The sequence below is a fragment of the Adlercreutzia sp. ZJ473 genome (assembly GCF_013185065.1).
Lineage (GTDB): Bacteria > Actinomycetota > Coriobacteriia > Coriobacteriales > Eggerthellaceae > CAAEEV01.
This window is the reverse complement of sequence record NZ_JAAVTO010000056.1, coordinates 1-15,688: the sequence shown is the minus strand read 5'-3', so window position 1 is coordinate 15,688 and position 15,688 is coordinate 1. Positions and strand designations below refer to the sequence as shown.

Here is a 15,688-nt window from a genome sequence, read left to right as displayed (position 1 = left end):
TCTGCCGTCCCCGCGCCTGCCGCCCCGGCGGGCACCCCGGCCCCGGCCCCGGCGGCTCCCACCGCCTCTGCCGCCCCCGCGCCGGAGGACCGCGCGCGCCGGTGGTTCTCGCGCGTGTGGACGGCCGTGGGCGCCATCCTGCTCACCGGCGTGGTGGTCTACCTGCTCAACATCCTCTCCGTGCCGGTGTCCATCCTGATATGGACGGTCATCCTCGTGTTCTGCCTGCGCGGCATCGTGAACGCGCTCGACGCGCGCGGCGTCAACCGCACGGTCGGCACGGCGGTCGCCTACGCGGTGCTGTGCGCGGTCGTCGGGCTCGTGGGGTTCCTCATGTTCTCGCCGATGTTCGGCCTCAACAGCCAGCTGGCCGACTTGGTGGCCAGCGTGCCCCAGCTGACGAACGACCTCATCGCCTGGGGCAACGACGTGTACCTGCGCTATGCCCCCGTGCTCGAGGACGAGACGGTCAGGTCCCTCATCCAAGACGTGCAGGGCTCGCTCGCCGCATGGGCCTCGTCGTTCGCGCAGGTGAGCGCCACGGGATTGGTGAACGTGGGCGCGACGGTCGCCAACGGCCTCATGGCCTTCGGCTTCGCGCTCGTCATCGCGTTCTGGGTGCTCATGGAGCTGCCGGCCCTCGGGCGCGAGGTGAAGCGCCTCGTCGGCCCGAAGCGCGCCGAGGACGCCGAGTTCCTGCACTACACGTTCACGCGCATCATGGGCGGCTACATCAAGGCGACGATCCTGCAGTGCGCGGTGATCGGCGTGGCATGCGGCGTGCTGTTCGCCGTGGTGGGCATCCCCAACGCGTCGGCGCTCGGCGTCATCACCGGCGTGCTCAACATCATCCCGATCATCGGCCCGTGGCTGGGCGGCATGGCCGCCGCCATCACGGCGGTGTTCGTGAGCCCGTTCGCGGCCCTCGTGGCGCTGGTGGGCACGGTGGCCATCCAGCAGTTCGTCTACACGTTCATCTCGCCGCGCATCATGGCCGACTCCGTCGACGTGCACCCGGCGCTGACGCTCATCGCCCTCATGTGCGGCTCGGCGCTCGGCGGCGCCATGAGCGGCCTGCTCGGCGCGCTCGTGGGCATGCTCGCCTCCATCCCGGCGGTGGCCGTGGTCAAGGCGTGCTTCGTGTACTACTTCGAGAAGAGGACGGGGCGCTGCCTGGTGGCCGAGGACGGCGTGTTCTTCAAGGGGACCCCGGCTGAAGGCGACGTGCCCGACCCCATGGCCGACGCCACCTCGCCGCATCCCGGCTCCACCGCGTCGTTTCTGCCCGTCGAGCTCGACGAGGGCGGCCAGCCGACGGGGAAGCTCAGGCGCCCGCGCTTCGCACGTCGCGACAAGGGTGAGAACGCCCCCGCCGCGGCGCGTGATGCGGCGCGTGACGCGAAAAAGGGCGCGCGCCGCTCGTCAGACGCCCACGACAAGCGCTAGGAAACATACTATAATGTGACCCCGTCGGCCTGCGGGCCGATCAGGATGACTTCGCCGGCCTGCGCGCCGGCGGCTGCCAAGGTAAACCGGGCCGGCTTCGCCGGCTCTGCCATTGATAAGACGAAAGAGCGAACATGAAGTACATGACAACCGCCGAGATCCGCGAGAAGTACCTCTCCTACTTCGAGGAGAAGGGATGCAAGCGCATGCCCTCGTCCTCGCTCATTCCCGACGATCCCTCGCTGCTGCTCACGAGCGCCGGCATGGTGCAGTTCAAGCCCTACTTCCTGCAGCAGAAGCAGCTCGAGGAGCCCTATGTCGGCACCACAACCGTGCAGAAGTGCGTGCGCACCAACGACATCGACATCATCGGCACCACGGGGCGCCACCTGAGCTTCTTCGAGATGCTCGGCAACTTCGCCTTCGGCAAGTACTTCAAGCAGGAGATGTGCTCGTGGGCCTACGACTTCTCCGTGAACGAGCTCGGCTTGCCGCCCGAGCGCCTGTACTTCACCGTGTTCGAGGACGACGACGAGACCATCGAGATCTGGAAGTCGCTCGGCGTGCCCGAGGACCACATCTCCAAGCTCGGCGAGGACGACAACTTCTGGCGCGCCGGCCCCACCGGCCCGTGCGGCCCGTGCTCCGAGCTCTACTTCGACCAGGGCCCCGAGTTCGGCTGCGGCAGCCCCGACTGCGCGCCGGGCTGCGACTGCGACCGCTTCCTCGAGTACTGGAACTGCGTGTTCACCCAGTACGACGGACAGGAGGACGGCACGCTCGCGCCGCTGCCCAAGAAGAACATCGACACCGGCATGGGCCTCGAGCGCATCGCCGCCATCATGCAGGGCGTCCAGTCCAACTACGAGACGGACGTGCTGCGCTCGCTCGTGGCCGTCGGCGAGCGCCTCGCGGGCGTGACGTACGGCGACGACCCCGAGCGCGACCTGTCGCTGCGCATCATCGCCGACCACTCCCGCGCCGTCACCTTCATGATCGCCGACGGCATCCTGCCGTCCAACGAGGGCCGCGGCTACGTGCTGCGCCGCCTTTTGCGCCGCGCCATCATGAAGGCGCACCTCATCGGCGTGGAGGGCCCGTTCCTCAACGACTACGTCGACGAGATCGTCCGCCTCATGGGCGACGTCTACCCCGAGATCGTGGAGAACCGCGAGCTCGAGCGCAAGCTGATCCTGGCCGAGGAGGACCGCTTCGGCGCCACGCTGCGCCAGGGCCAGGCGTTTCTGGAGGACGCGCTCTCCCAGCTCGAGGGTACGGTGCTTCCCGGCGAGGAGGCGTTCACGCTACACGACACCTACGGCTTCCCCGTGGAGATCACGAGCGAGATCTGCGAGGGCCGCGGCGTGACCGTCGACATGGAGGGCTTCGAGCGCTCCATGGAGGCGCAGCGCGAGCGTGCGCGCGCGGCCGGCGCGAAGGACGCCGAGGCCGCCTGGTCCACCTACGGCGGCGTCTACGCCGACCTGCTGAACGAGGTGGGCCCCACGCGCTTCGTGGGCTACGAGGCCACCACGGCCACCGCCCGCGTCCAGGCCCTCGTCAAGGAGGGCGCGCGCGTCACCTCGCTGGCGCCCGGCGAGGCGGGCGAGGCCATCCTCGACGTCACCCCCTTCTACGCCGAGATGGGCGGCGAAGTGGGCGACACGGGCGAGATCGCCGCGCCGGCGGGCGCGCTTGAGGTGACCGACACCAAGGCCCCGGAGAAGGGCCTGTACGTGCACGCGGTGAGGTGCGCCGACGCCGGCATCGCCGTGGGCGACGAGGTGACGGCCTCCGTTGACGCGCGCCGCCGCGCCGCCATCGAGCGCAACCACACCGCCACGCACATCCTGCACGCGTCGCTGCGCACGGTGCTCGGCGACCACGTGAAGCAGGCGGGCTCGTACGTGGGCCCCGACCGCCTGCGCTTCGACTTCACGCACTTCGAGGCCATGACGCCCGAGCAGATCGCCGAGGTGGAGCGCGTGGCCAACGAGCACGTCATGGACGCGACGGCCACCACCATCTACGAGACGTCGCTCGACGAGGCGCGCGCCGCGGGCGTGACGGCCCTGTTCGGCGAGAAGTACGGCGAGAAGGTGCGCGTGGTTGAGGCCGGCGAGTTCTCGCGCGAGCTGTGCGGCGGCTGCCACGTGGGCAACACCGCCGAGATCGGCCTGGTGAAGATCATGTCCGAGTCGAGCGTGGGCGCGAACCTGCGCCGCATCGAGGCGGTCACCAGCTACGGCGCGCTCGAGTACGTGAACAAGGTCGAGTCCGAGCTCAAGGAGACGGCGGCTGAGCTCCGCGTGCCGCTGTTCGACGTGTCCGAGCGCACGGCCGCCAACGTCAAGTCGCTGAGGGAGATCCACCAGAAGGCCAAGCGCGGCAAGACCATGGTGTCCGACGACGGCATCACCAAGCTCATCGACGCCGCGGTCATGTCGGCCGCGGGCTACCCGGTCATCATCGCGCGCACCGAGGTGCGCGAGGGCGGCATGATGCGCAACCTGTGGGACGTGGTGCGCGCCCGCATGAGCGCGCCGGGCGCCCTGGTGATCGCCGGCGAGAAGGACGGCAAGCCCGTGCTCATGGCCGCCGGCACCGACGAGGCGGTTGCCGCGGGCTTCGACGCCGGCAAGCTCATCAAGGCGATGGGCCCGGCCGTGAAGGGCGGCGGCGGCGGCAAGCCGACCATGGCCCAGGCGGGCGGCAAGGACGCCTCCGGCATCGACGAGGCGCTCGAGATCGCGCGCAAGGCGCTGCTGTAAGAAGGAGCGCGGCCGCGGCAGATGCGCCGTGACCGCGTTGGAAAAAGGCCCGCGAGGGCCTTTTTCGTCATCAGGCCCCCGACGTCGCCGCGGCGCCTGGTGACGAGGGCGGACGTTTCTCGGGAAGGGGGAGCGGTGAGGGTTCTGGCCCTGGACATCGGGGAGGTGCGCGTGGGGATCGCGGTGTGCGACCCGGGCGAGCGCGTCGCGAGCCCCGTGTGCGTGCTGCCCGCGTCCGAGGTGCTCGCCTGCGCGGAGCCGTTTCGGCGCGTGCTCGAGGATTGGGAGCCCGAGCTGCTCCTGTGCGGGCTGCCCTACACGCTCTCAGGTGAGGAAGGCCCCCAGGCCGCGCGCATCCGAGCCGCTGCGGCCCAGGTCAGCGCCGCGTGCGGCATCGGCTGCGCGTTCACCGACGAGCGCTTGAGCTCGGCTGAGGCAAAGCGGAGTTTGCGTGAATCGGGCTTGAGCGAGAAGAACATGCGCGGAAAAGTCGATATGATAGCGGCAAGTCTGTTCTTGCAGGCGTGGCTCGACGAGCGCGCGACCTCGAACGCTGAAAGGTAGTCCCCGTGTCCCATCGCAGAAGGCAAGTGACCTACTCATCCCACCCGAACCATGCAGCCCGCGCGGCGCATGCCCGCGGCAGCCGCGAGTTCCGCACGTACGACACGAGCTACATCCGCCCCAAGCAGAGCAAGGCGCCCATGGTGGTCGCGCTGGCGCTGGCGCTTCTGGTGGTGATCGTCGGCGCGCTCTTCCTCATGCGCAGCTGCGCCGGCCCCGAGCTTCTGGCCGAGGGCGAGCAGGCCCAGGTGGTGGTCGAGCAGGGCGAGAGCGCGCGCGACGTGGGCAATTCGCTCGCCGAGGCGCGCCTGGTGGCGAGCTCGCAGGAGTTCGTCGACGCGGTGTCGCGGCAGAACGCAGACGCCTCGATCATCCCCGGCACCTACACGTTCTCGGGCGGCGTCACGGTTGACGAGATCCTGCGCACGCTGCAGGCAGGGCCCGCCTTCGCCGGCGCGCTCTCAGTTCCCGAGGGCCTGAGGCTCTCCGAGATCGCCGCGCGCGTGCAGGAGGTCACGGGCGGCCGCGTCACCGCCGAGGCGTTCACGCAGGCGGCGAGCGACGCGAGCGCCTACGCGGCGGACTACGCGTTCCTCGAGGGTGCGGGCGAAAACTCGCTCGAGGGCTTCCTGTTCCCCAAGACCTACGACGTCCCCGCCGACGCCACGGCCGAGTCCGTCGTGCGCATGATGCTCGACCAGTTCGCGGCCGAGACGGCGTCGCTTGACTGGAGCTACCCCGAGAGCCAGGGCCTGAGCCTCTACGACGCGCTCAAGCTCGCCTCCATCGTGGAGAAGGAGTCCACGGGCGACGAGGGCATTCGCGCGCGGGTGGCCGCGGTGTTCTACAACCGCCTGACCACCGAGGGCGATCCGAGCTACGGCCTGCTGCAGAGCGACGCCACCACGGCGTACGAGGTGGGTCACGACCCCACGCCCGAGGAGGTGCACGCCGACACGCCGTACAGCACGTACGCGCATGCGGGCCTGCCGCCGACGCCCATCTGCTCGCCGGGCCTCGCGTGCCTGCAGGCCGTGTGCGCGCCTGACGCCGACGCGCTCGGGCGGGACTACTTCTTCTACTTCGACGCCGAGGGCAACTACTCGTTCAGCGCGACGTATGACGAGCACATGAGCTCGTTCTCGTGAGGCCGCTGGTGCCGGATGCCGCTGCTCGAGCCTGACAGGTACTTCTCGCGCGTCACGCACATCAGCGTCGAGCGCGACCTGCTCGCGCGCGGCCTGACCTGCGTGCTGCTCGACGTCGACAACACCATCCTCACCCGCGACACCCACGAGGTGCCGCGCGACGTGGGCATGTGGCTCGGCCGCGCGCGCGAGGCGGGCGTGGCGTTCTGCCTGGTGTCGAACAACTGGCATGCGAGCGTGCACGCGCTGGCGGGCGAGCTCGACCTGCCCATCGTGGCGAAGGCGTGCAAGCCCTCGCCCCACGGCCTCGTTCTGGGGATGCGCAAGGCGGGCGCGCGCCGGGAGAACGCGGTGATGGTGGGCGACCAGCTCATGACCGACGTGCTGGCAGCGCACCTGGCGGGCTGCAAGGCGTACCTGCTGAGGCCCCTCGTGGAGCAGGACCTGCCGCACACGCTGCTCATGCGCAACTTCGAGAACGTGATACTGGGGGAGCTGCAGCCCGAGCCCGAGCCGGCGCCCGCGAGCTGCCAGCAGAACTGCCGGCAAAGTGAAAGGAAGGGCGCATGAGCGCGCAGAAGAACCTCTACATACTGGGACATCCCATCGCGCATTCCAAGTCGCCCGCCATGTACAACGCCGTGTACGCCCGCCTCGGCTTGCCCTGGCGCTACGGCTTCGCCGACCTGCCCACGCCCGAGGAGGCCGAGGCGTTCTTGTCCGCGCGCGACTTCCTGTCCGTCAACGTCACCACGCCCTACAAGCCCGCGGCCTTCGAGGCGGCAGACGTGCGCGCGGCGTCGGCGCAGCTCGCGCGCGGGGCGAACGTGCTCGTGAACAAGGGCGGCACGCTCATCGCCTACAACGTCGACGGTCAGGGCTGCGTGGGCTACCTTGAGCGGACGGGCGTGCGCTTCTCGGGCAAGCACGTGGTGGTGTGCGGAACGGGCCCTACGGCGTTGGCGATCCTGCACGCCGCGGCGCAGGCGGGCGCCGACGAGGTCGTGCTCGTGGGACGCGACAAAGAGCGCGCATCCGGCGTGCTGCGCGCCTACGCCGACGCCTACCGCAAGCTCGCCGAGGCGACGGTGGACCTGCCCGCGCCGCAGGAGCACCACCTGAGCTTCCGCGCGGCGTACGAGCACGTGAGCCTGAAGTTCGGCAGCTACGCCACCTCGACGCAGGCCATCGCCGCCGCCGACGTCATCATCGACGCGACGCCGCTCGGCATGCACGCGGGCGACCCCGCGCCCTTCGACACGGGCCTGCTCTCAGCGCGCCAGGTGGTGCTCGACGTGGTGTACGGCCACGGCACCACGGCGCTCGTGGCTGCGGCGCGCGCGGCGGGGTGCGCGGCCCACGACGGCGCGGGCATGCTCGTGGCGCAGGCGGTGGCGACGTTCAACATCGTGTGCGAGGTGGCGGGCGTCGACGCGGCGTGCGGGTTCGACGAGCTCTTCGACGTGATGGCGGACGCCGCCGGCTTCGACGCGCTCTAGGCGCGCCGGCGCGGGGCGCGCCGCCGTGTGGGGTGCGCAGACGTGCGCACGCGCTTGGCGCGCCGGCGCTCTTGCTTGCTCCGAAGGGCGCGTTTTCGCGCTCGGCGGGCTTGCGCCTGCTGGCGGCTGATCCCTGCGCTACAATAGAGAAGTTTGATACATTCTCGGGCAATGCGCCTTGCGCGTAGACGTGATGCCTTGCTCGGTCGTCGTTGAAAGCGTGCGCATATGCAGTACATCACAGCGGGCGAGAGCCACGGGCCGCAGCTCACGGCCATCGTGTCGGGGGTGCCGGCGGGCCTCGCCATCTCCGAAGAGCAGATCAACAGCAGCCTCGCGCGCCGTCAGTCAGGGTACGGGCGCGGCGGGCGGCAGACCATCGAGCGCGACCGCGCCGTCATCGCGAGCGGCGTGCGCTTCGGGCGCACCATGGGCTCGCCCATCACGCTCGTGGTGCGCAACCGCGACTGGGAGAACTGGTCCGAGCGCATGGCCGCCTTCGGCAGCGCCCCGTCCGACCTGGTGCGCGAGGTGACGCCGCGCCCCGGGCACGCCGACCTGGTGGGCGCGCTCAAGACCAACACCGACGACTGCCGCAACATCCTCGAGCGCGCGAGCGCCCGCGAGACGGCGGCGCGCGTGGCGGCCTGCGGCATCGCGCGCGAGTTCCTGGGAGACCTCGGCGTCGAGGTGTTCTCGTACGTCACCTCGGTGGGGGACGTGGCCCTGCCCGAGGACGACCCCATGGCGGCGGCGCCGACGTACAGCCCGCTCGACATCGAGTTCTCGGAGATGCGCTGCCCCGACGAGGACGCCACCGAGGCCATGAAGGCGGCCGTGCGCGCGGCGCGCGACGCGGGCGAGAGCCTCGGCGGCACCTTCCGCGTGGTGGTCACGGGCCTGCTCCCGGGCCTGGGCAGCTACGCGAGCGGCCCCGAGCGCCTCACCTCGCGCATCGGCGCGGCGCTGTTCTCCATCCCCGCGATCAAGGGCGTGGAGTTCGGGCTGGGCTTCGAGGCCGCGCGGCGCCCCGGCTCGCGCGTGCACGACCCCATCGTGCTAGCGGACGGCGGGTTCACGCGCTCGTCGAACAACGCGGGCGGGCTCGAGGGCGGCATGACGAGCGGCATGCCGCTCGTGGTCACGGCGGCCATGAAGCCCATCCCCACGCTCATGAGGCCGCTCGACACGGTGAACCTCGACACGCTCGAGGTGGAGCAGGCGTCGCGCGAGCGCTCGGACGTGTGCGCGGTGCCCGCCGCGGCGGTGGTCGCGGAGGGCGAGGTGGCCTTCGCGCTGGCCGACGCCTACACCGAGGCGTTCGGCTGCACGTCGATGGCCGACGTCAAGGCCAGCATCCGCGCCTACAAGCAGCGCCTGAGGACGATGTCGCGGTAGGGTGCCTCGCCTGCGCGGGCCGCGTCCTTCGGGACCCGGCCCCTTTTCAAGAGAAGGAGCTTCAACGTGACAGAGAGACGTGACGTCGAGAGATGCGAGCTCACCCGCCCGGTGTTCTTCGTCGGGTTCATGGGCGCGGGCAAGACGAGCGTCGCGCGGCGGCTCGCGCGCACGTGCGGCGTGGCCTCGGTCGATATGGACACCTATCTCGAGCGCCGCGAGGGCCGGCGCGTGAAGGAGATCTTCGCCGAGGTGGGCGAGGAGGGCTTCCGCGCCGTGGAGACCGACGTGCTCGACGAGCTGGCCAGCAAGGACGACGCGCTCCTGGTGTCGTGCGGCGGCGGCGTGGTGACGCGCGCGGAGAACCGCGCCATCCTGGCCGAGAAGGGCGTCGTGGTGTACCTGCAGGTCACCGCCGACGAGGCGGCGTCGCGCATCAGCGACACCTCGAGCCGCCCGCTGTTCCAGGACATCGAGGCGGCGCGGCGGAGAAGCGAGGAGCGGCTGCCGCTCTACGAGAGCGTGGCCGACATAACCGTGAACACCGCAGGCAAGAGCGTCCCCGCCCTCGCGCGGGAGGTGGCTCGCCTGCTCGAGAAGGAGGGCGTGCTGTGCCGACGACCAAGGTAGTGGTGAACATCCCGGGCGAAGCGCCCTATGACGTGCGCATCGGGGCCGACGTGCTCGAGGGGCTCGGCGCGTACCTGAAGCGCGTCGCCGACGTGGCGCGCTCCCCGCGCGTGCTGGTGGTGACCGACTCGAACGTGGCGCCGCTGTATTTGGAGCGAGCGAAGGACTCGCTGCGCGCCGCGGGCTTCCGCGTGAGCGACGTCGTGGTGCCGGCGGGCGAGGACTCCAAGTCGCTCGAGGTCATCGGCGAGGTGTGGGAGGCCATGGGCGCGCTCGCGCTCGGGCGCGACTGCTGCGTGGCGGCGCTCGGCGGCGGCGTGGTGGGCGACCTGGCGGGGTTCGCCGCCTCCACCTACATGCGCGGCACCCCCGTGGTGCAGGTGCCCACCACGCTGCTCTCCATGGTGGACTCCTCGGTGGGCGGCAAGACCGGCGTGAACCTCTCTGCGGGCAAGAACCTCGTCGGCACGTTCAAGCAGCCCTCCTACGTGTGCGCGTCGACCTCGACGCTGGCCACGCTGCCCGAGCGCGAGTGGACGTGCGGCTGCGCCGAGATCGCGAAGTCGGCGGTCATCGACTCGGACGACTTCTTCTTCTGGCTCGTGGAGAACGCGGACGCGCTCGCGGCGCGCGAGGCGGGCGTGGTCGCCGAGGCCGTCGCGCGCTCGGTGGTGTTCAAGGCGGGCGTGGTCGCCGAGGACAAGACGGAGAGCCGCGGCGTGCGCGAATGCCTGAACTACGGGCACACGCTCGGGCACGCGGTGGAGAAGCTCTCCGGTTACGGCACGTACAGCCACGGCGCGGCGGTCGCCGAGGGCATGCGCTTCGCAGCGCGCCTGGGCGTCGAGCTCGTGGGCACCTCGCCTGAGCTTGTGGCCGCCCAAGACGAGCTGCTCGACGCGCTCGGCCTGCCCGCGCTCGCGTGGTCGGCCCCCGCCGCGGACATGCTCGACGCCATGAAGCGCGACAAGAAGGCGCGCGCGGGCGTGGTGCGCTTCGTGCTGCCGCGCGACGTGGGGGCGTGGGAGCTCGTCAACGTGGACGACGAGGTGCTGACCGAGCACCTTGCGAGGTGGGAGGAGTCGAAGTGAAGAAGATCCTGCTGATGAACGGGCCGAACCTCGACATGCTGGGCGTGCGGGACCCCGCCATATACGGCACGGACACGCTGGCCTCCATCGAGGCCGAGGTCGTCGCCTACGGCGCCGAGCGGGGCGCGCAGGTCGACTGCTTCCAGTCCAACCACGAAGGCGCGCTCATCGACAAGCTGCACGAGGCGCACGGCGTCTACGACGGCATCGTCTACAACCCGGGCGCGCACACGCACTACTCCTACGCGCTGCACGACGCGGTGGAGTGCATTGACGTGCCGGTGGTCGAGATCCACATCTCTGACATCTCCCAGCGCGAGGAGTTTCGCCGCACGTCGGTCATCGCGCCGGCGTGCATCGCCCAGATCAAGGGCAAGGGCAAGGCGGGGTACCTGGAGGCCGTCGATGTCTTGCTCAACCGCTAGCGCCTCGCGCCTCGCGCGCCTGCGCGCGGCATACGCGTCGGCCGGCGCGGGCGGCATGCTCGTGCGCGGCACCACGAACATCCAGTGGCTCACGGCGTTCGACGGCGTGTTCGACGAGGAGCAGGCCCACGCGCTCTTCGTGGACGGCGAGCGCGCGGTGCTGCACACCGACTCGCGCTACGCCGCGGCCTGCAAGCGCGCCGCCCGCGCGGGCGGAGGCGAGGTGGAGGTCGACGCGGCGCGTGAGACGCATGCGGCGTTCGCGGCGCGGCTGTGGGGGAGCGCGCCCGACGGCGCGGAAGCGGCTGCCAGCACCAGTGCGGAAGCGCCTGCCGGCACCGGCGAGGTCGCGCCCGCGCCCGCGCCCGCGCAGCGCGCCGACGAGCGGCTGGCCATCGAGGACTCCATCGCTCTTGCGGAGTACCGCCGGCTCGAGCGCGCGTTCGCCCCCGGCTCCCTCGCCGAGACCTCCGAGGTCGTGTTCGGCCTGCGCGCGGTGAAGGACGCCTGCGAGGTGGCGCGCATGCGCGCGGCGCAGGCTGTCACCGACGCGGCGTTCGCCCACATCATCGCCTTCATGCGCCCCGGCATGACCGAGCGCGCGGTGCAGCTCGAGCTCGAGGGCTTCATGCTCTCGCACGGGGCGAGCGGCCTGGCCTTCCCCTCCATCGTGGCCGCGGGCGCCAACGGCGCGAACCCGCACGCCATACCTGGCGACACGGTGCTCGAGGCGGGGCAGTGCGTGGTCCTCGACTTCGGCGCGAAGGCGCGCGGCTACTGCTCCGACATGACGCGCACGGTGTTCCTCGGCGCGCCGTCAGGCGCCATGCTCGACGCGTGGCAGACCCTGCGCCGCGCGAACGAGGAGGTCGAGGGCATGCTGCGCCCCGGCGTCACGGGCAGGGAGGCCCACGAGCTCGCCGAGCGGATCCTCGCCGAAGGCGGCTTCGGCGGGCGCATGGGCCACGGGCTCGGGCACGGCGTGGGACTCGACATCCACGAGGAGCCGGTGCTCGCGCCGCGCAACGCGCGCGCGCTCGAGCCGGGCAACGTGGTCACGGTCGAGCCCGGCATCTACCTGCCCGGTGAGTTCGGCATGCGCCTGGAGGACTTCGGCATCGTGACGCAGGACGGCTTCGACGTGTTCACCCAGTCCGCCCATGAGATGGTGGTGCTCTGAGGCTTTGCATAACGCCGCCCGCGCGGCTATAATAGTCCAGTTTGAAAGCTGACGTGCGCTCATCGTCGGTTGCGGCGGGGGTCGAGCAGCCCGCGAGCGCGTGCGAGTCGAAAGGAATGTCAAAGTGGCAACTGTCTCTACTGCGGATTTCCGCAACGGCATGTGCATCATCTACAACAACAAGATGTGCACCATCGTCGAGTTCCAGCATGTGAAGCCGGGCAAGGGCGGTGCGTTCGTGCGCACCAAGCTCAAGGACATCAAGACCGGCCGCGTGGTCGACTACACCTTCAACTCCGGCGTCAAGTTCGACTCCGTGCGCCTCGAGACGAAGAAGATGCAGTACCTCTACAACGACGGCGCTGACTACTATTTCATGGACAACGACACGTACGAGCAGATGTCCATCCCCACCGAGACCGTCGGCGCGGCGACCGACTGGCTCAAGGAGAACGACGAGGCGTCGCTGCTCTACGCAGGCGAGGAGCTCATCTCGCTCGAGCCGCAGATGTTCGTGGAGCTCGAGGTCACCGAGACCGAGCCGGGCTTCAAGGGCGACACCGTGCAGGGTTCCACCAAGCCGGCCACCATGGAGACGGGCGTCACCATCCAGGTGCCCATGTTCATCGAGATCGGCGACGTCCTGCAGATCGACACCCGCGACGGCCGCTTCATCAAGCGCGTCTAGCCCGCGATCACAGACAACGCACAACGAAAAAGCGCCTTCGGGCGCTTTTTCGCTATATGCGGGAAGCAAGCGTCCCGCTCCTTCACGCGGGAGGGCTTGCTGAGGCTTGGCAGAAGCTCCTGCCGAAGCGGACGGCGAGCTCGCCCGAAGCTTGGGCGAGCTCGTTCTCTCGTCTCGACCTCAGCCTACCCGCGCGGGGCGAAGTAGGCGAGCGCTATGGCGCCGGGGCCCACGTGGGTTCCGATGGTCGAGCCCACGATGCTCACGTCGATCTGGTCGCGGTGCGCCTCGAACAGGTCGCGGCTGTCCTCCACGTACTTGCGCAGCAGCGCGTCGGACAGGCCCGTGTAGCCCAGGTGCACGGGGCGTCCCCAGTCGACGCCCGTCTCGGCGACTCGCTTGCGCAGCAGGTTGCCGCCCTGCTTCGAGCCGCGCGCCTTTCCGAGCACGGCTACCTCGCCGTCGACGAGGCCGATGACGGGCTTGATGGAGAGCGCCCCGCCGATGGCGGCCGCCGCAGCCGACACGCGCCCGCCGCGCTTGAGGTACTCGAGGGTGTCGAGGACGGCGATGACGCGGATGTCGCGCCGCTCGTCCTCGAGCGCCGCGGCGATGGCGCTCGCCGAGAGCCCCTCGTCGCGCAGGGCGCAGGCGCGCTCCACGAGGAGGCGCTCGCCGATGGTGGCGCTCTCGGAGTCCACCACGAGCACGCGCCCCGCAAGCGCCGGGTCGGCCGCGGCGGCGCACGCGCTTTCGTGGGTGCCCGAGATCTTGCTCGACAGCGTGATGACCACAGCCTCGTCGCCTGCGGGAACCTCGCCAAGCGCGCTTGCGAACTCGAAGGGGGTCACCTGGCTCGTGTGCGGGAGCACGTCGGACTCCACGAGCTTCTCGTAGAAGCGCGTGCCGGCCAGATCGATGCCGTCGGCGTACTCCACGTCGCCGAAGATGGTCTTGAGGGGGACGATGCGGAGGCTTTTCGCAGCGGCTTCCTCCACGGTGTAGTCGGCTGCTGAGTCGACGATGATGTGCACGCCCATGCGCATGCCTTTCTGATCGGTTGCAATGACGTCCGCCATTCTAGCGGCGCGAGCCGCCGGATCATCCGAAAAAGTTAGATTATCAAACTATTTTCTCATGAGGAGGCGGAAGCGCGGCGCGCGGGCGGGCTTGCCACCCGTCGGCCGTGCGTGTTTCTTGTCCGTGAATTTGAGCGGGGCGCACGCGCCGCGCTCGTTCTTCTCCTATAATCTGTTATTCGATCTTTGACTAGCAACAAGAAGGAGGTGTGAGTTCATGCCACGGCTTCAGATTATGGACACGACCATCCGCGACGGCCAGCAGAGCCTCTGGGCTACCCGTATGCAGGTCGGCGAGATGCTGCCCATCCTTCCCAAGATGGACAAGGTGGGCTACTGGGCCATCGAGGCGTGGGGCGGTGCGACGTTTGACTCCTGCCTGCGCTTCTTGGACGAGAACCCCTGGGAGCGCCTGCGCGCCATCAACGCCAACACGCCGAACACCCCGCTCGCCATGCTTTCGCGCGGCCAGAACCTCGTGGGCTACAAGCATTACTCACGTGAAATCGTCCACCGCTTCGTCAACGCGGCCCACCGCAACGGCATCGAGGTCTTCCGCGTGTTCGACGCGCTGAACGACATCCGCAACGTGGTCGACAACGCCGAGGCCATCAAGGAGTGCGGCGCGCACTTCGAGGGCGCCATCTCCTACACCATATCCCCCGTCCACACGCTCGACAGCTTCCTGGAGTACGGCCAGCAGCTGAAGGACCTGGGCGCGGACTCCATCGCCATCAAGGACATGGCGGGCATGCTCACGCCGTACCGCACCGAGCGCATGGTGAAGGCGTTCAACGCCGAGATCGGCCTGCCGGTGCACATCCACTGCCACTACGTGGGCGGCATGGCGCCGGCCAACATCATCAAGGCCGCCGAGTCGGGCGCGGCCATCGCCGACACGGCGCACGCGCCGCTGGCGTTCGGCAACTCGCACCCGGCCGTCGAGATGATCGCCGCCGCCTTCCAGGAGAGCCGCTACGACACCGGGCTCGACCTCGACCTGCTCTTCGAGATCTCCCAGTACTGGGAGGAGATGCGCAAGCGCGGCCACTACAAGCGCGGCGTCAGCTCGCTCACGCACATGCAGGTGTACTCGCACCAGGTGCCCGGCGGCATGATGAGCAACCTCATGAGCCAGCTCGAGGTGCAGAAGGCGTCCGACCGCCTGCCCGAGGTGATGGCCGAGATCCCGAAGGTGCGCGCCGAGGTGGGCTACCCGCCGCTCGTGACGCCGCTCTCGCAGATCGTGGGCACCCAGGCGGTGTTCAACGTGCTCACCGGCAAGCGCTGGAGCGTCATCTCCAAGGAGATGAAGGACTACGTCTGCGGCTACTACGGCAAGGCGCCGGGCCGCATGGACAAGGAGATCGTGGCGAAGGTGACCGGCGGGGCCGACATCCTCGACCCGAGCATCGCGCCCGGCTCGCTCGTGACCACCACCTACGACGAGGTGGCCGCCGAGATCGGGGACCTGGCCCACAGCGAGGAGGACGTGCTCATGTACGCGCTGTTCCCCAACGAGGCGCGCACCTACCTGAGCAAGCACCGCACATCGGAGAAGGTCGACTTCATGCTGGAGCAGGAGTCGAGCGGCACCAAGGAGGACGATTACGTGGACATCAATCAGATTCGCGAGCTGGTGAAGGTCGCCGAGGAAAGCGGCGTCGGCGAGATCGTGGTTGAGGAGGAGGGCGTCCGCATCGCGGTGCGCATGCCCGGCGCGAGCGCGGCCCCCGCGCCCGTGGCCGCGCCGGCGCCCGCGGCCCAGG

The 15,688-nt window shown here is 69.7% G+C and carries 14 protein-coding genes; 13 read left to right on the top strand and 1 reads right to left on the bottom strand.

The window, feature by feature from the left end:
- Nucleotides 1–114 precede the first annotated feature (114 nt).
- The 12 genes from HRL41_RS10015 to efp all read left to right on the top strand — a co-directional run bounded on the left by HRL41_RS10015 (nt 115) and on the right by efp (nt 12,840).
- Complete coding sequence (locus tag HRL41_RS10015; protein ID WP_172136890.1) at nt 115–1,446, top strand: AI-2E family transporter; 1,332 nt, start codon at nt 115–117, stop codon at nt 1,444–1,446.
- Nucleotides 1,447–1,580: 134 nt separating this feature from the next.
- Nucleotides 1,581–4,217 (top strand): alanine--tRNA ligase, encoded by a 2,637-nt coding sequence (gene alaS, locus HRL41_RS10010; RefSeq protein ID WP_172136888.1) that lies wholly within the window; start codon nt 1,581–1,583, stop codon nt 4,215–4,217.
- 135 nt (nt 4,218–4,352) lie between these two features.
- Nucleotides 4,353–4,781: a Holliday junction resolvase RuvX gene (gene ruvX / locus HRL41_RS10005; protein WP_172136886.1), complete on the top strand. Its 429-nt coding sequence runs from the start codon at nt 4,353–4,355 to the stop codon at nt 4,779–4,781.
- Between the two features lie 5 nt (nt 4,782–4,786).
- The gene (gene mltG / locus HRL41_RS10000; RefSeq protein ID WP_172136884.1) at nt 4,787–5,929 is read left to right on the top strand and encodes an endolytic transglycosylase MltG; all 1,143 of its coding nucleotides are present in this window, start codon (nt 4,787–4,789) and stop codon (nt 5,927–5,929) included.
- A gap of 15 nt (nt 5,930–5,944) precedes the next feature.
- Nucleotides 5,945–6,499 carry a YqeG family HAD IIIA-type phosphatase gene (locus HRL41_RS09995; protein WP_172136882.1) on the top strand — a complete coding sequence of 185 codons (555 nt, stop codon included), beginning with the start codon at nt 5,945–5,947 and terminating at the stop codon, nt 6,497–6,499.
- Nucleotides 6,496–7,428: a shikimate dehydrogenase gene (locus HRL41_RS09990; RefSeq protein ID WP_172136880.1), complete on the top strand. Its 933-nt coding sequence runs from the start codon at nt 6,496–6,498 to the stop codon at nt 7,426–7,428. The genes HRL41_RS09995 and HRL41_RS09990 overlap by 4 nt, the downstream gene beginning before the upstream one ends.
- Nucleotides 7,429–7,656: 228 nt before the next feature.
- Entirely contained in the window at nt 7,657–8,826 is a 1,170-nt protein-coding gene (gene aroC / locus HRL41_RS09985; RefSeq protein ID WP_172136878.1) for a chorismate synthase, read from the top strand.
- A gap of 66 nt (nt 8,827–8,892) precedes the next feature.
- Nucleotides 8,893–9,456, top strand: coding sequence for a shikimate kinase (locus HRL41_RS12235; RefSeq protein WP_241157384.1), 564 nt, complete (start codon nt 8,893–8,895; stop codon nt 9,454–9,456).
- Nucleotides 9,438–10,547: a 3-dehydroquinate synthase gene (gene aroB, locus HRL41_RS12230; protein WP_172136870.1), complete on the top strand. Its 1,110-nt coding sequence runs from the start codon at nt 9,438–9,440 to the stop codon at nt 10,545–10,547. Before HRL41_RS12235 ends, aroB begins: the two co-directional genes overlap by 19 nt.
- On the top strand, nt 10,544–10,972 hold the full coding sequence (gene aroQ / locus HRL41_RS09970) for a type II 3-dehydroquinate dehydratase (protein WP_172136868.1): 429 nt from the start codon (nt 10,544–10,546) through the stop codon (nt 10,970–10,972). The genes aroB and aroQ overlap by 4 nt, the downstream gene beginning before the upstream one ends.
- Nucleotides 10,953–12,152, top strand: a complete 1,200-nt coding sequence (locus tag HRL41_RS09965) for a M24 family metallopeptidase (protein WP_172136866.1) — start codon at nt 10,953–10,955, stop codon at nt 12,150–12,152. Before aroQ ends, HRL41_RS09965 begins: the two co-directional genes overlap by 20 nt.
- Nucleotides 12,153–12,276: 124 nt before the next feature.
- Nucleotides 12,277–12,840: an elongation factor P gene (efp, locus tag HRL41_RS09960; protein ID WP_165173530.1), complete on the top strand. Its 564-nt coding sequence runs from the start codon at nt 12,277–12,279 to the stop codon at nt 12,838–12,840.
- A gap of 185 nt (nt 12,841–13,025) precedes the next feature.
- Here efp and HRL41_RS09955 read toward each other — a convergent pair whose 3' ends face one another.
- Nucleotides 13,026–13,880: a DegV family protein gene (locus HRL41_RS09955; protein WP_172136864.1), complete on the bottom strand. Its 855-nt coding sequence runs from the start codon at nt 13,878–13,880 to the stop codon at nt 13,026–13,028.
- A gap of 256 nt (nt 13,881–14,136) precedes the next feature.
- Here HRL41_RS09955 and HRL41_RS09950 point away from each other — a divergent pair.
- The coding region (locus tag HRL41_RS09950) for a pyruvate carboxylase subunit B (protein WP_172136862.1) at nt 14,137–15,688 on the top strand (1,552 nt) is incomplete at its 3' end.